This is a genomic window from Corynebacterium sp. L4757, assembly GCF_043673995.1.
Lineage (GTDB): Bacteria > Actinomycetota > Actinomycetes > Mycobacteriales > Mycobacteriaceae > Corynebacterium.
Genome location: NZ_JBIMEN010000003.1, coordinates 139,410 through 160,480 on the forward strand (window position 1 = coordinate 139,410; position 21,071 = coordinate 160,480).

The following is a 21,071-nucleotide window of genomic DNA, read 5'->3' on the forward strand; positions in this document are numbered from 1 at the left end:
AAGCACGCGCTAAACACGCACGATTTGTAAGTCGCGCAGGTGACGATAAAACGTCGACCGCTTCACTGGCCGCTTCGCGCTGATGCCATCAACAGTTACGCGCAGCTCTGGCCCGCCGGCCTGTAGCGCGCGGCCGGTCAGCGCCGCTGCCGCATCCAGCTGGCCGAGCGCTTTGTCGCCCGCGAGCTTCTGCTTGAACCGCTGCCAACGACTATTAGTCTCCGGGTACTCAAAAGGCGTGAGCGCAGGCGCAGCGAGAATACCAGGAGCATCCAGCATCGGCACCAAACGCGCACCGAATTGCTTCTCACCCTGGACCAGCGTTGCATCATCCACAATGATCTCGCCCACCAGCGGACCATGATTCCACGCACTGACCGTCGCCGAGCCCGCGACCGCCAGCCCGGTGTCATTGCGAATCAGCGGTACCGGACGCACCGTGCCCTCCAACGCCAGTTTCCACGCTGCATCCGAATCGGTGGGGATATTCCAATTCTGCGCCGCAGTACTCGCCGCACCGTCAATGACAGGAACATACGCGACCTCAGCCCACATGTAATCTGCACGCATCATGCGCGTGAGCACTGCGGATAACGCGGCGTCATCGCCAACAACCACGATGCGCAAGGGATCATCGATAGGCTGCGGCGCAGGCTGTGGCGCGCCCAGGTGCGAGACGTCGGGTTGTCTCGCAATCTCATCAAGCGACGGGGTGGGATCGACGGGCAAAATGTCGAAAGCGGCATCATCGATAGCCCTGAGCTCTTGGCGGGTGGGAATCGCCGAGACCTGCGAAAACTCCACATCCGGCACGGCCACATCACCGCACCGCAAAATACGGACCTGCATGGCTAAATACATTATCACTGGGGATAAAGGTAGAGTTAACGCGTATTTAGCCTTCAATTGTAGGAAGTGAACAACCATGGCAGCAATCGTTATCGTCGGTGCCCAGTGGGGCGACGAAGGCAAAGGTAAAGCTACAGATATCCTCGGCGGCCGCGTAGATTACGTGGTCAAGCCCAATGGTGGTAACAATGCTGGCCACACCGTCGTGGTTGGCGGCGAAAAGTATGAGCTTAAGCTGCTGCCTGCCGGCATCCTTTCTGAAAACGCCACCCCGGTACTTGGCAACGGTGTGGTCATCAACCTCGAAGCCCTCTTCGAGGAAATTGAAGGCCTCGAAGCCCGCGGCGCCGATGCATCCCGTCTGCGTATTTCCGCCAATGCCCACCTCGTCGCGCCTTATCACCAGACGCTCGACCGCGTCCAAGAACGATTCCTGGGCAAGCGCGCGATTGGCACCACCGGCCGCGGCATCGGCCCAACCTACGGCGATAAAGTCACCCGCGTGGGCATCCGCGTGCAGGATATCTTTGATGAGTCCATCCTGCGCCAAAAGATTGAATCCGCGCTGGAAATCAAAAACCAGATGCTGGTCAAAATGTATAACCGCAAGGCCATCGATCCGGAAGACATCGTGGAGTACTTCTTAAGCTACCGCGACCGCCTAGAGCCCATGGTCGTGGATTCTGAATTCCTGCTCAACACTGCGCTCGATGACGGCAAGCACGTGCTGATGGAAGGCGGCCAGGCCACGATGCTGGACGTCGACCACGGCACCTACCCATTCGTGACGTCGTCGAACCCGACGGCGGGCGGGGCATCGGTAGGCAGCGGTATCGGACCAACCCGCATCACGCACTCCTTGGGCATTATCAAGGCGTACACCACCCGCGTGGGCGCAGGCCCATTCCCCACCGAGCTTTTTGATAAATGGGGCGAATACCTTCAGGTCACCGGCGGCGAGGTCGGAGTTAACACCGGCCGCACGCGCCGTTGCGGCTGGTATGACTCGGTCATCGCCCGCTACGCCACCCGCGTGAATGGTTTCACCGACTACTTCCTGACCAAGCTCGACGTGCTCACCGGAATCGGCGAAATCCCGATTTGCGTCGCCTATGACGTCGATGGCGAACGCTTTGATGAAATGCCACTCACCCAGTCGCAATTCCACCACGCCGTGCCTATCTATGAGACCATGCCAGCCTGGGAGGAAGACATCACCGGCTGCCAAACCTTCGAGGACCTACCGCAGAAGGCCCAGGATTACGTGCTGCGCCTGGAGGAACTTTCCGGCACGCGCATGTCCTACATTGGCGTCGGCCCAGGCCGTGACCAAACCATTGTGCGTCATGACGTATTGGATGATGAGTAAGGAGTAGGCGTGGATTCCTATATTGGCAGCCCGCTGACGTCCAACGCGGTCCGTGTGCTCATGTTGGGCGGCGGTGAACTTGCGAAGGGCTTGGTTGGCGCGTTTCAGAACTTGGGCCTGGAGGTTCATGTTGTGGACCGCTATGAGGGATCGCCGGCGCAGCAGGTTGCGCACTTTTCCTATACTGCTGACATCGATGATGAAAAGGCTGTGCTGGACTTAGTTGAGCACGTTAAGCCGCAGTATGTAGTGCCCGAGATCGAGGTGGTGGCGAGTGAGGCGTTGGCCGTGCTTTCCGATGCCCCCTCTGTCACCGTTGTTCCCACCGCCCGTGCCTGCGAGCTGACCCGGGACCGCAAGAAATTACGCGAAGTGGCGGAGAGCCTCGGCTTGCCGACGACCGCCTACAAAGTCGTTGAAACCTTCGACGACTTGGAAGCCGCCGTCGAGGAGCTGGGCGTGCCGGTGATTGTGAAACCGGACGTGATGACCTCGGGCCGCGGGCATGTCATGGTCAAAGACCGCGACCAGCTCAAGGACGCGTGGAATGATGTGCGCAAGGGCGCGAAGAATTCTTGGGTTGTCGCGGAACAATTCGTTGATTTTGATTATGAAATCATCATCATGGCGGTACGCTCCATTGATCCGGAAACGGGCAAGCTCGCAACGTGGTTCTCTGAGCCGATTGGTTATGAGCATGACCGCGGCAACCTGGTTGAGTGTTGGCAGCCGAAGACGATGAGTCAGCGCGCATTTGAAAATGCTCGCTCTGTGGCAGCACGTATCTCCAATGAGCTCGGCGGCCGCGGCATCTTCGCCGTGGAGCTCTTCGTGGCCGGCGATGACGTTTATTTCTCTTCTGTTTCCCCGCGCCCTTCAGATAAAGCGATGCTCACTGAAGCGACTCAGCGTTTTTCGCAATACGAGCTGCACGCCCGCGCCATCTTGGGTCTTCCTATTGACATCACGTTGACGTCTCCGGGCGCGAGCTCGTTGATTCACGCTGATGAAGAGATCGCCGAAGTAACCTACACCGGCGTCGAAGAAGCACTGCAGGTTGCAGAAACGGATATCAGGCTCTTTGGTAAGCCTTCGGCCTATCCTGGCCGCCGCATGGGGCTGATTATGTCGACCGCGGATGACGTCGCCGAAGCCCGCGACCGCGCCGCCATCGCGGCCTCCAAAATCAAGGTTGCGTCTCGCCCTTCGCAAGACGCGACGTCCGGGGCAGACGCCGCTGACGCGAAATCCGCAGACGCCGCTGACACCAAAGCCGCTGACACCAAAGCCACACCAGGCAGTGCAGCACCGCATAACGCAGCACTGCACGACGCATCGTCAGATGAGGTTCATCGCTCCGAGTGAGCTATTGATGTGCGTATTGGCAAATAGGCGCCCGCCGCGGCTGCGGTAGCGCACCTTGCCGCGGTGTCGACCTTCTTGCGACCTGCCATCTGGCGTGCTGCCACCTGGCGGGGTGCCACGGCAGCGCTCCATGCGGCCATTCTTGGGCGGCGCACTGGGGTTATCATCGTTGACGCCGTTGTGATACTTGCACAGCATCGTCATATTCCACGGCACCGTCGGCCCGCCCAGGTTGTGCGGCTGCAGGTGGTGTACCTGGCAGCGGTCTGCTGGTACGGAGCAATTGGGCCAGGGACACACGAGGTTCTCAGCCATCGCCAGCACGCGCTGCTTCATGGAAGCAAATCGCGCATGATAAAGATTGACCGGTCCCGCCACGGGGTGGAATAAGCCCGCGAAGACCTCGTGTCCCAGTTCGCCGGCAAGCAGTGAGCCCAGTACTTCCGCGCCGGTCATGGTGGTGCCATCCGACAGTCCCACGATGACATCATCGCTCTCACCGCGCAGAATCTTGGTGCACTCATCCAGACCAATCGCAATCACCGTGCGATAGCTCGGTGCCATGAGACCTGAATCTGATTCCAGGTGCTCCCACAATGACGTCAACAACTGATTTGAGCGCTTCTGGGCAACCGGGGGCTCTGGTGCGTCGGCTTCACGTGATTTAGCTTCACGTGCTTTCGCCTCTCGGGCATCGGTGACCGCGTCCAAGGTTTTCTCAAAGTCCGTGATGCGGCGCTGGCTGTCCGTAATGGTCATGGTGCGCATGCCATTTTTCGTCCGCCCAATGCGAACACCCGGCTGCTTCGGCTGCGGACCAAGAATCTCCTCTACGCGCGCTTTGCCGTGGGCGTTGACCTCCTCGAAAGAACCAGTCATCGCCACCAATTCTGCACGCAATTTCCACGCCTGCCCGCGGCGGGTGAGACGGTTGGCGTGGCGATTAATCATCGTCAAGCGCTCAATGCTCAAACCCTGCGCCGTGGCCACCGCAAGGGTGTCCTGCTGCACCTTGGGTGAATCTGCCGGGCCTAAGAACGCCGTGGCCGTACGCTTGTATGTCTTGGCTTGCTCCAACGACACTCCGGCGGCGACGATGTCATAGGCACTGCGCTCATGACACGCCGACAGCAGCGCCACCCCGTGCGCTGCGACAATAGTAAAAGCCTGGAAGATGTCCATGACCATGACTCTAAAGCCATATGTCAAGCACCGTCCAGGCTCATACTTGAAATCTGTGGATAACTACGCTGTCGTGTCACCCAAAAGTGGATTCCTGCAGGCTATGCCTGTGGACCAGCATGGCGCACCATGTCTTCCCACTCCACGATCTTCACGCGCTCGCGCTCGAACTCTTCGCCCGCTGCACGCTCTGCGGCATCCAGACGGCCCCAACCTTCCCAGGTGGTGACCGCAACATCGCGGTCAGCTAGCAGCGTCAGGATATCTTCTGGGTCGCGCTTGTCAGCTGCGTTGAGCTTGCCGGAAACATAATCCTCCACCAGCATCGTGGTGGTGTCCTTCGCATCCGACTTGGTGTTACCAATCAGGCCAACTGGACCGCGCTTGATCCAGCCGGTCGCGTACAGACCCGGGATGGACTCGCCGGTTGAGGAATCAATGACGTGGCCGCCGTCATTCGGAATGACTGCCTTCTTGGCATCGAAAGGCACGCCCTTGACATGCTGTGGGTGGTAGCCAATGGCGCGGTAGACAGCCTGTACTGGCCAATCGGTGAACTCACCGGTGCCGGTGACGTTGCCATTGCCATCGAGCTGAGTGCGCTCGGTGCGGATGCCCACAACCTTGCCGTCCTCGCCGACGATCTCGGTGGGGGACTCGAAGAAGTGGATGTAGATCTTGTGCGGTGCATCGCCAGGTTCGCGCATGGCGTAGCTCTCGAGCGTCTGGCAGACCAAGTCAACGGACTTGGCTTCGCGGCGCGCAGCCTCGGATGCGGCGTCATAGTCAATGTCTTCCGGCGCCACAACAACCTCGATGGTTGGGGACTCATCGAGCTCCTTGAGCTCCTTCGGCGTGTACTTCGCCTGCGCTGGACCACGACGGCCGAAGACGTGCACCTCGCGCGCCTTATTGGTCTTCAGAGTCTGGTAAACATTGTCCGGAATTTCGGTCACCAGCAGCTCATCGGCGGTCTTCGCCAAAATACGGGAGACGTCCAAAGACACATTGCCCACGCCTATGACCGCAACGGACTCAGCACTCAAGTCCCAGTCGCGCTTGAAGTTTGGGTTACCGTCATAAAAGCCCACGAACTCAGCGGAGCCGTAGCTGCCCTCAAGATCCTCACCAGGCAGACCCATGGCCTTATCCTGGGTCGCGCCAGTCGCGAAGATGATGGCGTCATAGTATTCGTGCATCTCATCAACAGTGATGTCACGGCCGACCTCGATATTGCCGAGGAAACGAATCTCATTCTTTTCCATCACATTGTGTAAGGACTGCACAATGCCCTTGATGCGTGGGTGGTCCGGTGCCACGCCGTAGCGGATAAGCCCAAACGGAGCTGGCATCTTCTCAAAGAGGTCAATCTGTACATCCAGCTCGGATTTGACCAGCAGGTCGGAGGCGTAAATGCCGGCTGGGCCGGAGCCAATGACGGCAATTCGTGCCGGCTGATTGGCTGATTGAATGTCAGCGGTAGTGCTCATCGGGGGATTGTCTCCTTATATAGTTCGAATCTTTATCAATTCTACGCTGTAGATTAAGCCACGCCTATGTTAAGTATCACGTCTCACCATGTGGTTTTTACCTAAACAGGGGTGTTTATCCAGTGTATTGGTGGTGTGAGCTGGATGCATATAATTCTCAAACGCCCGTGTGATGCGCTTTACTCCGATAGAATTGGGACGGTTGGCCCACGCCTTAAAAAAGAGAGGTTATCTTTCCGACTATGCCTGAAATCCGTTCGGCGCTTGTGAGCGCGCTTGGTTTGAATTTTGATGAGCTTGATGTGACCGCGCTGGGGGCGCCGGTTGTCAGGTTGGCTGATTTGCCGCCGAAGGTGGCAGAGATTGTGGCATTGCAGCCGCTTGCCGATGGCCCCCGGGTGATCGAAGGCTCCGGCGATTCGCATTTTGATGCTGTGGTCGCGGCGGCGCTGGGTGTGCCGCTGGTGATTGTGGCGCGCGAGAAGGGCCGGGCGGCGATGCTGGCGGAGCGCCATGCGAAAGACATGGATGCGACGGTGGCGGGTGTGTTTACGCCCGCAGAGCTTGCCGATGCCTCCGTGCTGCACAGCGCCGTGAACCTGAACGTGGAGCCGGTCATGTCGGCGCCGGTATTTGAGCACAATCTTCTTGATAAGGCCGCGAAGGTGGGCGCGCATATTGTGCTGCCGGAGGGCGAGGATGACCGCATTTTGCTGGCAGCGGGCGCGCTCTTGGATAAGGGCGTGGTGAAGCTGACGATTTTGGGGGCCCCTGAGGATATAGCTTCGCGCGCGGCGCAGTTGGGTGTGAACCTGGAGGATGCGCGGATTCTGGATCATAAGAGCTCACCGCTGTTGGACGAGTTCGCGGAAGATTTCGCGGAGCTGCGCAAGTCTAAGGGCGTGACGGTGGAGCAGGCGCGTGAGACGATGCAGGATATTTCCTATTTTGCGACGATGATGGTGCATAAGGGCTTGGCCGATGGCATGGTCTCTGGTGCGGCGAATACGACAGCGCACACGATTAAGCCTTCTTTCCAGATCATTAAGACGGTGCCGGAGGCATCGGTGGTCTCCAGTATTTTCTTGATGGTCATGCGCGGGCGCCTGTGGGCATTTGGTGATTGTGCGGTGAACCCGAACCCGACGGCGGAGCAGCTGGGGGAAATCGCGGTGGTCTCTGCTCGCACAGCGAAGCAATTTGGCATTGACCCGCGGGTGGCCATGTTGTCTTATTCCACCGGTAGCTCCGGAGCGGGCCCGGATGTGGAGCGCGCAGCGCAAGCCGTGGAGGTCGCGCGCGGGCTGGACTCGGCGCTGAAGGTCGATGGCCCGCTGCAATTTGACGCGGCGTGCGACCCGGGCGTGGCAGCCAAGAAGATGCCAGAATCAGAGGTCGCGGGGCACGCGAATGTGTTCATCTTCCCAGACCTGGAGGCAGGCAATATTGGCTATAAGACGGCGCAGCGCACGGGTAATGCGCTGGCAGTTGGTCCGATTCTGCAGGGGCTGAATAAACCGGTCAATGACTTATCGCGTGGTGCGACGGTGCCGGATATCATCAATACGGTCGCGATTACCGCGATTCAGGCGGGGGCGAAGTAAATGTATTGTCTGGTTATTAATTCTGGTTCTTCGTCGATCAAATTTCAGATTGTCAGCCCGGAATCATCCGCGACCGATGAACCGCTGGTCGCAGGCCTAGTAGAGCAGATTGGTGAGCCGCAGGGCGCGATTAAAGTCACCGTGCGGGGTGAAGACACCCGCGAGGAATTGGAGATTGCGAATCACACCGCGGGGCTGAAGCGCGCGTTTGAGATTCTCGATGACCACGGCGTGGGTCCAACGTCGCTGGAGCTGGTCGCGGTCGGGCACCGCGTGGTCCACGGCGGCAAGCTTTTCTCGGAGCCAGTGCTCATTGACACCCAAATTGAGTCCATGATTGAGGACTTGATTCCGCTGGCGCCGCTGCATAATCCAGCGAACCTGGACGGCATCCGCGTGGCGCGTGAAATCCTGCCGGACCTGCCGCACATTGCGGTCTTTGATACGGCCTTCTTCAATCACATGCCGCCAGCTGCGGCGCTGTACGCGATAAACAACGAGGTCGCCTCCAACTACGATATTCGCCGCTATGGTTTCCACGGCACCTCGCATGAGTTTGTCTCGCAGCAGGTTCCGCGCGTGCTGGACCGCGACCCAGGGCAAACGCGGCAGATTACGCTGCACTTGGGCAATGGTGCATCGGCAGCCGCGATTCACAATGGTCAAGCGATTGATACCTCGATGGGGCTGACACCGCTCGCGGGTCTGGTCATGGGCACGCGTACCGGTGATATTGACCCGGGTATCATTTTCCATCTGGTGCGCGAGGCGAAGATGAGCATCGATGAGATTGACGTGCTGCTCAATAAGAAGTCCGGCGTGAAGGGCCTGGCGGGCGTGAATGATTTCCGTGCGCTGCGCGAGATGATTTCAGAGGGCAACTCTGATGCCTGGTTGGCGTATAACATCTACATCCACCAGCTGCGCAGGTTCATCGGCTCCTACATGATTGCGCTGGGGCGCGTGGACGCGATTTCTTTCACCGCAGGCGTGGGTGAAAATGACATTGAGGTGCGCGCTGATGCTCTGGCGGACCTAGAAATGTATGGCATCAAGGTTGACCCGGAGCGCAACGCGGTGCGCTCCAGTGAACCGCGCGTGATTTCCACCGATGACTCCACGGTGAAAGTACTGGTGGTGCCCACCAATGAGGAGCTCGCCATCGCCCAAAAATCCGCCGCGCTCGCTAGCGTTTAAAAGCGCTCACAGGCCTGGGCGAAGACCCAGGCCTAGAACATGGTGACGGGTCGGACCTGGTTGGCCAGGTCAACTAGGGCGTAGCGGTGGCGGTTGAACGGTGCCTGGCGGGCAAGCGCCCGCAGTGTATCGGCCAACCCATAGCGCAGGCCACGCTCGGTGAAGGCGTATTCGAAGAGATCATTGGGTGAGGCCGCCGCATCCAGCTTGGCATCACGCAGGAAGCTCAAACCGGCGGAAATGACCGCGATTTTAATCTGCAAAAAGCGGGGCTCATTCGTTGGAATCTCCTCCAGGCGCCGGGCTGCGCGGCGCACGCGGGATTCGTTGACGTCTTGGGAAATCAGCTGAACAATCGTAGTCAGCCGTGCCATGCGCTGGTGTCGCGAAGCATTCGGCACGCGGTCGAGCGTGGCCACCGCGACCTCGGTCTGATTCTCCGCGCGCAGCAAACGCGCCAGGCCAAAGGCCGAGGACACCGTCGTCGGGTTCGTCGACCACACCGTGCCATACAGGCGCAGCGAGTTGAACCGGATGCTCGTCGGGTCATCGGTGATGTGTTCCCAAATCTGAGAATCCGCGAAGTATGAATCATCCAACTCATAGAGGTTGGAAGAAATATTCGCGCACGCGCGCGCCAGCGTCGGGTCCATCAGCTGCTGCTCGGAATATCCCATCGACTGCAGCAGCAACTCATTGACCGCAGCCAGCGCCAGTTTCGGCGCGGCCTCACCCGGCAAAATCTCTAACATATTCGAAAAATGCAGCTGCGCAGCGGTGTAATCCTCCAGCAGCAGCTGGGTGACGCCGGAATACCATTGGTAGCGCCAATCATCGCCAAGCCGGGGCTCAAGCTTGTCCAACCATGACTGAGCCTGGTTGGTATAACCCAAATCCAGCATGGAACGAACCACGCCGAAAGGAATTTCGGCAGACTTTTCATACTCCACCGTCTGCATGGCCTGACGCAGCGTCTCCAATGCTTCCTGCGGCTCGGTATAGGAATAGCCTTGCAGCAGCGCAGCACCGACGTCATCGCGGTCCAGCAGCGGCGTCGGCAGCGCCGATACGACCTCGGGCGCAGTAATGCGCACGGTGCGCTCAATGCCGTCAATCAGCTGGTCGGTGCGAAACACCAGGTGCTTGGTGCCGAACGTCGAACGCGCCGGGGAGAATAGCGAATGTTGCGCCGGGTGCTGGATGCCATCACGAATCGCGATGATTTCGCGCAGCACACCATAAAGCTGCGTGCGCAGCTCAGTGATGTCTTTGAAGCGCTTTTTCGGGTCCGGGTTCGTCGCGCGCCGCAGCAGACGATAGTAGGAGACGTGTCGGCGCAGGCGGGGTTCTTCGGAAGGCGAAGGAATGCCCGGGGTATATACGCCATCTTCCTGCGGCAATTGCAGCGTCAGCGCGGCGAGCGTGCGGCCGATAGTGTAAATATCGCTGGCCACCGAAGGGCCCTCGGTGGGTACTTCTGGCGCCTGGAAACCTTTGGTGCCATAGATGAAACCAAAAGCACCGATGCCGGACACCGCGCCCAAGTCAATGAGTTTGACCTGGTCTTCAGTCACGATGATGTTATCGGGCTTCAGATCGTTATAAACCACGCCGCGCGAATGCAGGTAGTCGAGTGCTGGCAAAAGCTCAAGGATATAGGCGATGGCGATGGTAAAAGGCAGACGCTTTTCGGGCATGGCGTTGCGGCGCTTGCGTAACGATGGCCCGCCCACGTATTCCATCACGATGAACCCACCGGGGACACGCACGTCATCGATGAAGTTGAAAATCTTCACGATGCCCGGGTGGGTGATATCAGCGAGGAACTCCCGCTCGGCTTCGGCAGCGGCGGTTTCATCTTCGGACTTATGTGCCTGCATGCCCTTGAGCACCACCACGCGCCCGGACACAAAGTGGTCATTGGCAAGGTAAATCCAGCCCATGCCGCCATGGGCGATAACGCCCAGGATTTCATATTGGCTGGCCACGATATCGCCGGGATTAAGCTGCGGCGGGGTGAGGTTCTTTTCGATGACCGCTTTCTGCGGATCCATCAACGCATCCTGCGGGTCGGATGGCACCACATAAGGCAGTGTGACCATGCCATCGGCAACTTCGCGGCTGGTGCGTGCAGCCAGGCGTAGTTCGCGGAACGTATCGAGCGCCTGTCGGCGTGAGCGCTGTGAGGTGCCCAGCAGGGCATCGGCAGAGCGCGATTTCTCGCGTTTATCGCGCAGCTCGCCCAAATCTTTAATCAGAGCCGCGATATTGTCCGGGTCAGAAAATTCAGATTCAGACGATGCGGAGTCATCATCGTCGTCGGCGAAAGGATCAAATGGAACGGCATCGGTCCCGTGCTCTTCGCCGTCGATATCGTCATCATCGGCGAAAGGGGCATAAGCTACCGCTTGGGTGGCAGTGGACTCGGCTTCTTCCGTGCTGTTTCCGTCGTATTTCTGACCCTCGATTTCGTCGTCGAAATCATCGTCGTCAGCGAAGGGGTCTAAGGCGACGGCTTCGGTGGCCTGGTCATCCTCCGAGTTCTCCTCAGATTTTTCCGGGTCGAGGTAGTTGAGTTCATCTTCGGTGAATTTGTGGCTCATGATTCTTCCTCTGAATCTTCTTCGGGCTTTTCCTCGATGTACTTCGGCTCCGGCAGGGTGGGGGTGGGCAGGTACTGGCCAAACCATTCATCGAAAAGCGATTGCCATGTGCCATCTTCCAAGGTGCGCTCGATGGTGGAATTGACCTGGCGGATCAGTCCCCGGGAGTCGAATTGGGCATCGGGGCGGCGAATACCCACGCCATAGACCTCGGTGTCGAGGACCTCGCCGACAATCGAAGAATATGGGTCCTGAGCCACCATGCCGGAAAGCAGTGTGTCATCGACGACGATAGCGTTGGCCTGGCCCAGCTGCAGAGCCATGAGGCAATCACCCCAGGAACGCGCAATCAGCAGGTTCGCGTGCGGGGCTGCCTGTGCGACTTTGTCCAAGGCGGTGGAACCTTCCACGGAGCAAATGGTGCGCCCGGAGGTTTCATCAAAGCTCGTGATACCGGAGCTGGTGAGCACCAACATGCGGGTATCGGTGGTCATATAAGGCCGGGAAAACGCGACGGTTTCTTCACGCTCCGGGGTCATGGTCATGGTGCGAATCACGATGTCGACCGTGCCATTTTGTAAAGCTTCGGAGCGCTCGGCGGACTCCAGGAAGCGGAAGTCCACGCGGTTGCGGTCGCCGAAGATATCCTCGGCGATTTCATGGGCGAGGTCGACTTCAAAACCCTGGATGTCGCCGGAGGCAGCATCGCGATAAGACAGCAGATTATGGGACTGGTCCACGCCGACAATGAGACGACCGCGCTCAATGATATTGGGCACGCGTTCTTCGGGTGTGGCGTCATCGGGGCGGTAGGTTCCTTCGAGCTCACCGTCGAAATCGGTTTCAGCAGGCGTGTATTCCGAAGCATGCATCCAGCGCGAGCCGACCGGCAGCGGTGGGCCCGCAATCGGTGCAGTCATCGGTTCCGAATTGAATGCACGCGGGAGTTCGGGTGATTCTTCCTCTTGCTCAATCGCCGGGTCTGGTGCGGGGTTGGTGTCATCGGGCGTATTTGAACCGCAGGCAGTAAGGAAGAGCGTTGCGGTAAGAAGCGTGGTCAACCAAATCTTGGAGTGAGACATTAGAGGTACTCCTGCAGACGTGGACGGATACCGAGCCATACGGCGAAAATCGCGAGCACCGTGAGCACCATAACTGCGGAGGCAACAAAGGTCATCGCGGCGAGACCATCAGAGATATATGCGCGCATGGTTTCACGCGAATCCGCAATCAGCTTGGTCAGCGCATTATCGAGCGTATTGAACGCAGACGCAGCGGTGGCATCCTCCCCGGGGTCAGGGTTCGGGGCGGTGGCTAGATGCAGCGCTTCATCATAACGGCCGGTGCGTAGCGCTGATACGAATTCGTCGTGGGTTTCACTCCACTCCGTGAGTGATTCGCGGGCAGTGTCCACGGCAATTTGCGAGCTGGTGGGGTTATCAGGATCGAAAGATGCGGAAGCTTCAAATTCGATCAGCGCATCACGAATGGAGCTTTCCACGTGAGTAAAAGGCAAGGAGTCATTGTCAGAATCACGGCGGACCAGCGCGAGAGTCTCAGCGGTGCGGGCTTGTTGACCAGCGATACGCGAGGCAGTCAGCGAACTCCACGGCGTGGAGGCTTCTTCGAAAGCCTGCGAACCGGCAGACCAGGTGGCAAAATTCGCGATGGACACCCAGAAAATCGCCAACGCCATCAGTGATGTCGCTGTCACGAAACCTCGGTTGAGGCGGCGACGGGTAATGCGCCACAACCACCACTGCGCCAGCGCCAAGAAAATTACCGCGGCTATCAGACCAGATAGCGGCACCCACTGTGGCGCGGTTAGGCTGCGTTGTTCCTCAGCGACCTTATTCGAGGTGATGGTAAAAAGCCGGGAAGCAGCCGGCAGGATTTCCTCGCGCATGATGGCCGAGGCATTCGACATATACGCGCCCGCCACCGCATTCGACATGCGGTGGTTTGCTCGCGCGGTTTCCACCATGCCCGTGTACACGGGAAGCTCGCGTTGAATGAACTGAACGAGCTGGCGGATCTCGTGGTCATCGGCAGCCGCTCCCTGCACAGCCTGCGTTGCAGACACCGCCGCGCGGTCGATGGCCTCATTGTATTTTTGCCTGCTTGTCGATGACTCCACGCCGCCCTGGACGAACCCCGTCGACGCCACGGTGTCAGCGAGCGACAGCGAGGTGTAGAGATTATGCGCGGCATTCGCGGTGGGCTCGGTGACCGTGAGCAGACGGTCCAAATCATCCTGGCGCTCGGCAGAGGAATTCGACATCGACACACCAGCTGCAGCCAGCGCGACCGTGAGCGCCACAGTGATCGCGAACATCCGGCCAGGGGTGGTGGTGACAAAATTCCAGATACGGCGCAGCAGGCGCGCAGGGCCGGCGAACGTTGACATCGCCAGATGCGTCGCCGGGTTATAAACGGGATTAGACGGTTCGGTGACCTCATCGAGCCAATGGTCCTGAGACTCCGGCTCGGGGATTTCCGACACCACAGCAAGGGAGGAGCTAACATCCTCTTCAACGTGCATATCCCGACTGCCGGTCATTGCTTAAGACTAACTCACTTAAAGTGTGATATTCCACCCTCCACGCGGGTTTTCTAAAGACTTCGCCAAGGAATTGGTTGGCGTAGGATGAGTAACTATGGCGGGAAAGGAATCACTCGAAGCAAATGGTGACGGCTGGGCAGCGGGACCGAATGGTTTACGCATGTGGGGGCGCTACGGCGCGGCCGGGCTCTTTTTGCTTGCGGACTCCGAGCACGGCCCGGTGGTGCTGATGCAGCACCGCGCGGCGTGGACCAATTTTGGGGATACGTGGGGGATTCCCGGCGGCGCACGCGACCTGAATGAGACCGTCGAAGAGGCTGCGGTGCGTGAAACCGTCGAAGAATGTGCAATTAATCCAGACCACATTGAGGTTGTAGATTCAGAAGTGACCGCGGGGCCTTTTGACGCTGCCGATGGCCTGCCGGGCGGCTGGACTTATACCACCGTCATTGCGCGGACCAAGGATGGAAAACCGCTGGTAACCACCGCGAATGAGGAATCCAATGAGCTGCGCTGGGTGCTCGTGGATGCTCTGGAAGAGCTGACGTTGATTGCGCCTTTTCGGCAGGCATTGCCACGGATTAAACAGCTGATTGACACGGTAATTTAAGCGCTTTGCGGTGGGGCACGTGGTCATTGAGCGTGATTTTATGGCAACGTTGTTTGCATGATTGAAGTAGAAGGATTGACGAAACAGTACAGGTCAGTCCGTGCGGTTGATGACCTCAGCTTTAGCGTAAAACCCGGGAAAGTGACGGGATTTCTAGGTCCTAACGGCGCGGGCAAGTCAACGACCATGCGCATGATCGTGGGCCTTGATGCCCCAACCGCGGGGCGCGCAACGATTGACGGTGCGCCCTATCAAAAGCTTAAGCACCCGCTGCGCACGATCGGGTGTTTGTTAGATGCCAAGGCAGTGCACCCGAACCGTTCGGCAAAAGCGCATCTGACGTGGATGGCGCAGTCTAATGGTATTCCTACCTCGCGTGTCCAAGAGGTTCTGGAGCTCGTCGGCTTAGCTGATGTTGCAAAGAAGAAAGCCGGTGGCTTTTCTTTGGGCATGGGCCAGCGCTTAGGCTTGGCCAGCGCACTTTTAGGCGACCCGGAGATTTTGGTTCTGGACGAGCCAGTCAATGGCTTGGACCCGGAAGGTATCCGTTGGGTGCGCTCACTCGTGCGTGCGCTCGCGGCGGAAGGGCGCACCGTGCTGATTTCTTCGCACCTTCTGTCTGAGATGGCCCTGACCGCAGACCACTTGGTGGTCATCGGCCGCGGTAAGTTGATCGCGGACCAGCCGACGTATGATTTTGTGAAAGAACACTCGGCATCCAGCGTCATTGTCCGCACCGATTTTGTGCCGGAATTTACCGGTGCGCTGGAAGAAGAGAACGTGGAATTTTCCATGTCTCAAGATGAAGAAGGACGCGAGACCCTGGTGCTTCCGGATCAGACCACGGATTTCGTGGGCAACCTAGCGTATTCAGTTGGCGTGCCATTGACGGAGCTGACGCAGAAGCGCGCATCTTTGGAGGATGCATTTATGGACATGACCAGCGAATCCGTGCAGTACCACGCCGCTGCACCGGGTGAAGAAGTATCGGGCGAAGCTGCGCAAGATACGGACGAAGAAGCTCAGGAGGCTCGCGATGATTCTTAATACACTTCGCTCAGAGCTGACCAAGCTTTTTAGTACGCGTTCGGTGTGGTGGACCACGGGCGTATTCTTCTTCATTTCCATCGGCTGGACACTGATGATCACCACGATCACCAATTCGCAGCCAGTGGATGCACAGATGCCGGTGACCGCGCCGGCACTGTTGTCGGTGCTATACACTCTCGCGATGCCGGTGTTGCTGATTCAGGGCATCATGGTGGTCACCACCGAATACCGGTTCAACATTCAGACCAATGTGTACATGTCTAACCACAACCGGTTGATGGTCGCAGCCGTCAAGGCCGTGATGTACGGCGTGATTGCTGCGGTACTCGTGGTGGTGGGTATTTTGGCCAGCGTTGTCGTGGCCAAGTTAGTACTCGGCGGCGAGATGGGCGAGAATTTCGAAATCTTCGATGATTTCACCACCCGCGCTCTGTGGGTCTTTCCATTGGGCATGTTCATGCTGATTGTCTTCGGACAGGGTTTGGGTTTGATCATGCGTCAAACCACCGGTGCGGTGGCTATCTCGCTGATTTTGTACCTGGGCATTGACTCGATGGTGGGTACTATTCCGAAGATTGGCGAAGACATCGTGAACTTCATGCCATTTACCGCGCTCAATACGTGGATCATGGACGGCAGTGTCGACACCGCCCCGTGGGATTCAACGGTCGGATCTGCCATTGTATTTGCCGTGTGGGCCGCTGTCTCGTGGGTCGTTGGCGTATTCATGTTGGTGAAAAGAGACGCTTAAGTGGCCATTTCCCTACTTCTCGCGCTGGCGCTGTTGTCCGCAACAGCGCCTTTTGCGACAGATATGTACCTGCCCACGCTCCCTGCCGTGGGCCAGGAATTCGGAGTCCCTGACTCCGTTGTGCAGCTGACACTGTCAGGATTCTTCGTCGGTATGGCCGTAGGCCAATTGACGGTGGGGCCGGTCTCGGATGTCATCGGCAGGCGTCGGCTGCTGATTGCGGGCGCGGTGATTGCACTGGTGGCATCGGCCGCGGTGGCGCTTGCGCCCACCATGTCGGTCTTTATTATCGCGCGTACCTTGCAAGGCTTAGGCGGCGGTGCGTGTATTGTGCTCTCGCGTGCGATGGTGCCAGATTTGCTCTCGGGCAAAGAAGCCGCGAAGACCTACTCGCTGCTCATGGCTATTTTGGCGATTGCCCCGGCTGTCGCGCCGATTGTGGGCGGACTGCTGGCAGAACCCATCGGTTGGCGTGGCATCTACTGGGTGCTCACCGCACTGCACGGCCTCCAGTTGGCGGTCGTTTTGTTGATTGTGCCGGAGACCGGTGGGAAGGCATCGGGAAGCGGCTCTTTTGCCCGCCGTGTGCTGGGCAACTATGTGGCGGTGCTGAAAAATGCGCGCGTGTGGGGCTTTATAGTATCCATGGCTTTCGCCTTCGCCTCGATGTTTTGCTACATTTCGGCGTCAGCATTCGTCTTCCAGCAGCAATTCAGCTTCAGCCCGCTGGCCTACTCGGGCGTATTCGCGCTGACGGCGACGGGCATGTGTATCGGCAGTTTTACGAACTCCGCATTCATCGACCACTTTGGCACCAAAAGGATGCTGTTGGGCGGCATTAGCTTAGCGATGTTCGGAAATATCCTGCTGCTGATCCTGGTCTTGTCCGGTGCGAGCGTGGGCTGGATAATGCTCGCGCTGGTGCTGTGTATTTCGCCAAATGGCATCATTATGGGTAATTCGACGGCGATGGCTACCGGCATGATGCGCCCCCGAGCGGGCTCGGTGACCTCGGTGATGGGCTTTGCCCAAGCTATTCTCGGCAGCCTTGCGGGCCCGGTGATGGGCATGGGTGGCAATACGGCGATGACGATGAGCGTGGGCATGATTGTGTGCATGTCCATTGCCGCAGTCGGCGCGCTTTCCGCTACTGCAGGGCTGACGTCAGACGCATAACGTTATCAACGTAGCGGCGAATGAAGCCGCGCTGGTTCCATTCCTCAAGCGTGAGCTCATGAGAGACTGCGCGGTAATTGGCGGCGAGCTCATTGAATTCGCGGATGAGATCGCCTCGGGCAACTAGCATTGTGGACTCATAGTTCAGTCCGAAAGAGCGCATGTCCAGGTTGGAGGAGCCGAAAGCAGCCAGTGGCTTATTCTTCAGGCGAATACCTTCGGCGGTTTCCACGGGGTCGGCGCGGCCCGTATCGGGGTCAGCGAGCACGAACTTTGAGTGCAGCACGAAAGGCTTGGGGAATTGGTAGATGTGGATACCGGCCTCGAGGAGAGACTGATAGTAGGAAGACTGCGAGTGGTCGACCATGAATTGGTCGGCCTTTTCGGAGACGTAAAGCTCCACGCGTACACCGCGGTAGCTGGCGGTGGTGACGGCATCGAGAAGTGATTCATCGGGCACGAAATAAGGCGAGCAGATAATCAGTCGACTTTTGGCATGGTGAATGAGAGAGATGAACATGCGCAGGTTCGGCTCGGTGGAATATCCCGGGCCCGAGGGAATCAGCTGGACATAATTGGAGTCGGGGGTTTCGCCCTCATCTTCGAGCTCAGTGAGCATTTCAATCAGCTCGCCGGATTCGGTGTACCAATCCACGGCGAATACCGCCTGCAAAGAGACGACGATGGGCCCGGTGAGCTCCACCATGTAATCAATCCAGTAACGGTCTGTGGTTTTATACTCGCGCTTGATGAGATTGAGTGAGCCGATGAAGCCGCGGTCGCCGTCGATGATGACGAGCTTGCGGTGATTGCGCAGGTCAGGGCGGCGGAAGCGGCCGCGTAGGATTTGGATGGGCAGCATCAAACGCCAATCAACATCGATGGCGCTCAGCCGCTTGCCTAGGGTGCGGTAGCCCTTATATTTGAAGCTACCGATTTGGTCGAAGAGGAATTTTACTTCCACACCGCGCTGACGTGCACGGGCAAGTGCTTGGAAGAAAGGATCGGTGGTCTCATCCCAGCTGGTGATGTAGATTTCGACGTAGACGTAGCGCTTGGCCTGGTCGATGGCATCAGCCATAGCTTGGATGGACTTGGCATAATCAGCGTGAATGCCCATGTTGTGCCCAACCACCGCCGGAAAGCCGGTGAGACGGCGATTGAGCTTGATGATGGATTCAACTTCGGCTTCGATGTCCTCGAAGGGGTGGTCGGGGACTTCCTTGTGAGCATCCTCGATGGCGTCATTGGCTTCCTGCTGGATGCGGTGGCGGCGCCGATTGATTTGCGGCGAACCCATGAGCAAAAACAGCGGCAGACCGATAAAAGGCAGCAGTAAAATTGCCAGCAGCCATGCGGTTGAGGACGAAGGACGACGTCCTTCGGGGACAAAGCCGATGGCGAAGATTTTGATGGCGTAGTCGAGGATGAAAAAGATCAGCTGCCAGCCGGTCAGATCGAGGGATAAAGACATGGGCTGCTAGCGCACGGAGTCGAAATCAGGCAGATCGAAATCAGCCCACAGTAAAACATGGTCAGAGCTGCCCTTTTCGGAGCGCTCCTTCTTATCCAGACCCGCACCAGTGACCTTGTCTGCCAAAGAGTCGGAGGCTAGCTGGAAATCAATGCGCATGCCCTCGCCCTTTTGGAAGCGCAGAGACTTGTAGTCATAGTAGGTCCAGCGCTCTGCCTCGGTGAATTGGCGGGTGACTTCTTTTAGGCCTGCCTCTTCGAGGCGCTGGAACGCAGCGCGCTCGGGTTCGGTGACGTGCGTCTTGCCGCGGAAGACCTCCAAGTCCCACACATCCTCATTGCGCGGGGCGATGTTGAAATCTCCGGTCAGCAGCAGCTTCTCACGTTTCTTGCCCTCGGCATAGCGCGCGAGAGCGTAGAGAAAGTCCAGCTTATAGTCATAGTGGCGCTGCGTAATTTCGCGGCCATTGGGCACATAGAGCGACCAGATTTCCACACCGCGAATGACCGCACCCAAAGCGCGAGCTTCCGGTGCTTGTTCTTTTTCCTCGTCATTGTGATAGCCCGGCTGCTCTGGGAAGCCGGTGAAAACCTCAGTGGGTTCTTCACGGGAGACAATCGCAACACCATTCCACTGGTTCAAACCGTGGAATACCACGTGATAGCCAGCGTCTTCGAAAAGCGAACGCGGGAATTTATCATCAGCCACCTTGGTCTCTTGCAAGCACAGCACATCAATGTTGTGCTTATCCATAAGATTTAAGGCCCGCTCGCCGCGGGTTCTGACTGAGTTAATATTCCACGTTGCTATCCGCATGATTTACAGGTTACCTGGATCAACCGTGATGTAGCGATGTCGGTGGTGCTCAAGCATGCCGAGCTTTTCATAAAGCGCAATCGCACCGTCATTGCCCAGGCTTACTTGCAGGTACACCTTTTCAGCGCCCTGCTCTTTGCCCCAGACCATGGCATGCGCTACCAGTCGTGCTGCTAGGCGCTGCCGGCGGGCGGATTCGCTGACTTTCACGCACGCGATGCCTAGCCAGCGCGTTCCATCCTCGGATTCGGTAATGGTTGCGCGCAGCACGGCGCCGGGGGCGGCGGAAAAGAAGGCGAGGGTGGCATCGGAAAGCAATGGCTGAGCCAAGTCGGTATCTGCGTGGTCGGCGATATCCAACCACGCCGGCGTTGGCTCAGCGGTTATTTCCACCTCCAGCGGCTCATCCACATATGGCATGATATCGCTTAAGTCCGCGAGTTCGCGGGTCATGACGATTTTTTCCACATCAACGTGGTCATGCGGCAGCTTCAACGCGGAATTACCGATGCGCTCTGGCACCAACAATAAAATAGTCATGTTATGGCTGGCATAAAACGTGGCGAGCTCAGCGATTGGTACGGGCTCAAAGCCTGCCGATGGCCCCAGCGGCACCGCCGAATTAGTCCGCGCCGTGCGGCCATCACCGGCACGCATCAACCACTGGCCATTCGAGGTCCACTGATTGGTGGCACCGCGGTAGGAGTGCGCGGAGGCGACCTCCACGTGGCGGATATCAGAATTTCGCACCGTGCGCGGCGAGAGCTTTTTAACCACATAAAGCTCATCAGCGGGGATGACAACCTCCGGCAACGCGGATGGGAAACCACCCACCATCTGCGGGCGAATAGTCAACGGTTCGGCAGCCGTGACGTGCCCAATGACATCGCTATGCCCACCGCCTTTGAACTTGCGGCGGGCAACCACGCGGTCACCAGGGGTGACGGGATCGGAGCGAAAAGCTTTAGCCAT

At 58.2% G+C, this 21,071-nt stretch carries 17 protein-coding genes; 8 read left to right on the forward strand and 9 right to left on the reverse strand.

Annotation, left to right across the window (positions count from 1 at the left end; translation table 11 throughout):
- Positions 1-9: 9 nt before the first annotated feature.
- Positions 10-849, reverse strand: a complete 840-nt coding sequence (locus ACG98I_RS05385; protein WP_394719092.1) for a hypothetical protein — start codon at positions 847-849, stop codon at positions 10-12.
- Positions 850-925: 76 nt separating this feature from the next.
- Between ACG98I_RS05385 and ACG98I_RS05390 the strand changes: the two genes are divergently transcribed.
- Positions 926-2,218, forward strand: coding sequence for an adenylosuccinate synthase (locus ACG98I_RS05390; protein WP_394719090.1), 1,293 nt, complete (start codon positions 926-928; stop codon positions 2,216-2,218).
- 60 nt (positions 2,219-2,278) lie between these two features.
- The gene (gene purT / locus ACG98I_RS05395; protein WP_394719273.1) at positions 2,279-3,583 is read left to right on the forward strand and encodes a formate-dependent phosphoribosylglycinamide formyltransferase; all 1,305 of its coding nucleotides are present in this window, start codon (positions 2,279-2,281) and stop codon (positions 3,581-3,583) included.
- On the opposite strand, the gene ACG98I_RS05400 is transcribed toward purT, so the two are convergent.
- Both ACG98I_RS05400 and ACG98I_RS05405 read right to left on the reverse strand, forming a co-directional pair.
- Entirely contained in the window at positions 3,557-4,765 is a 1,209-nt protein-coding gene (locus ACG98I_RS05400) for an HNH endonuclease signature motif containing protein (RefSeq protein ID WP_394719088.1), read from the reverse strand. The two genes, purT and ACG98I_RS05400, sit on opposite strands and share 27 nt — an antisense overlap.
- A gap of 101 nt (positions 4,766-4,866) precedes the next feature.
- Positions 4,867-6,255, reverse strand: a complete 1,389-nt coding sequence (locus ACG98I_RS05405) for an FAD-dependent oxidoreductase (RefSeq protein WP_394719086.1) — start codon at positions 6,253-6,255, stop codon at positions 4,867-4,869.
- A 242-nt stretch (positions 6,256-6,497) separates the two neighbouring features.
- Between ACG98I_RS05405 and pta the strand changes: the two genes are divergently transcribed.
- On the forward strand, positions 6,498-7,859 hold the full coding sequence (pta, locus tag ACG98I_RS05410) for a phosphate acetyltransferase (protein ID WP_394719084.1): 1,362 nt from the start codon (positions 6,498-6,500) through the stop codon (positions 7,857-7,859).
- Positions 7,860-9,056 carry an acetate kinase gene (locus ACG98I_RS05415; protein ID WP_394719083.1) on the forward strand — a complete coding sequence of 399 codons (1,197 nt, stop codon included), beginning with the start codon at positions 7,860-7,862 and terminating at the stop codon, positions 9,054-9,056. It abuts the gene before it with no gap.
- A gap of 32 nt (positions 9,057-9,088) precedes the next feature.
- Here the strand turns inward: ACG98I_RS05415 and ACG98I_RS05420 are convergent, their stop codons facing one another.
- From ACG98I_RS05420 to ACG98I_RS05430, 3 genes are read right to left on the reverse strand one after another with little or no spacing between them, the layout of a single operon-like run.
- Positions 9,089-11,659: a tetratricopeptide repeat protein gene (locus tag ACG98I_RS05420; protein ID WP_394719081.1), complete on the reverse strand. Its 2,571-nt coding sequence runs from the start codon at positions 11,657-11,659 to the stop codon at positions 9,089-9,091.
- Positions 11,656-12,741: a glutamate ABC transporter substrate-binding protein gene (locus tag ACG98I_RS05425; protein WP_394719079.1), complete on the reverse strand. Its 1,086-nt coding sequence runs from the start codon at positions 12,739-12,741 to the stop codon at positions 11,656-11,658. Before ACG98I_RS05425 ends, ACG98I_RS05420 begins: the two co-directional genes overlap by 4 nt.
- On the reverse strand, positions 12,741-14,219 hold the full coding sequence (locus tag ACG98I_RS05430; protein WP_394719077.1) for a hypothetical protein: 1,479 nt from the start codon (positions 14,217-14,219) through the stop codon (positions 12,741-12,743). Before ACG98I_RS05430 ends, ACG98I_RS05425 begins: the two co-directional genes overlap by 1 nt.
- Positions 14,220-14,316: 97 nt before the next feature.
- On the opposite strand from ACG98I_RS05430, the gene ACG98I_RS05435 reads away from it, so the two are divergent.
- Genes ACG98I_RS05435 through ACG98I_RS05450 form a run of 4 tightly spaced genes read left to right on the forward strand, consistent with a single transcriptional unit; the run spans position 14,317 to position 17,809 of the window.
- Entirely contained in the window at positions 14,317-14,832 is a 516-nt protein-coding gene (locus ACG98I_RS05435; RefSeq protein WP_394719075.1) for an NUDIX domain-containing protein, read from the forward strand.
- A 57-nt stretch (positions 14,833-14,889) separates the two neighbouring features.
- On the forward strand, positions 14,890-15,879 hold the full coding sequence (locus ACG98I_RS05440; protein ID WP_394719074.1) for an ABC transporter ATP-binding protein: 990 nt from the start codon (positions 14,890-14,892) through the stop codon (positions 15,877-15,879).
- On the forward strand, positions 15,869-16,633 hold the full coding sequence (locus ACG98I_RS05445) for an ABC transporter permease (protein ID WP_394719072.1): 765 nt from the start codon (positions 15,869-15,871) through the stop codon (positions 16,631-16,633). Before ACG98I_RS05440 ends, ACG98I_RS05445 begins: the two co-directional genes overlap by 11 nt.
- A complete protein-coding gene (locus tag ACG98I_RS05450) occupies positions 16,634-17,809 on the forward strand; it encodes a multidrug effflux MFS transporter (RefSeq protein ID WP_394719070.1) in 1,176 nt (391 codons plus the stop codon).
- On the opposite strand, the gene ACG98I_RS05455 is transcribed toward ACG98I_RS05450, so the two are convergent.
- Genes ACG98I_RS05455 through ACG98I_RS05465 form a run of 3 tightly spaced genes read right to left on the reverse strand, consistent with a single transcriptional unit; the run spans position 17,781 to position 21,071 of the window.
- Positions 17,781-19,283, reverse strand: a complete 1,503-nt coding sequence (locus tag ACG98I_RS05455) for a phospholipase D-like domain-containing protein (protein WP_394719069.1) — start codon at positions 19,281-19,283, stop codon at positions 17,781-17,783. The two genes, ACG98I_RS05450 and ACG98I_RS05455, sit on opposite strands and share 29 nt — an antisense overlap.
- 6 nt (positions 19,284-19,289) lie before the next feature.
- On the reverse strand, positions 19,290-20,099 hold the full coding sequence (locus ACG98I_RS05460) for an exodeoxyribonuclease III (RefSeq protein ID WP_394719067.1): 810 nt from the start codon (positions 20,097-20,099) through the stop codon (positions 19,290-19,292).
- Between the two features lie 3 nt (positions 20,100-20,102).
- Entirely contained in the window at positions 20,103-21,071 is a 969-nt protein-coding gene (locus ACG98I_RS05465; RefSeq protein ID WP_394719065.1) for a GNAT family N-acetyltransferase, read from the reverse strand.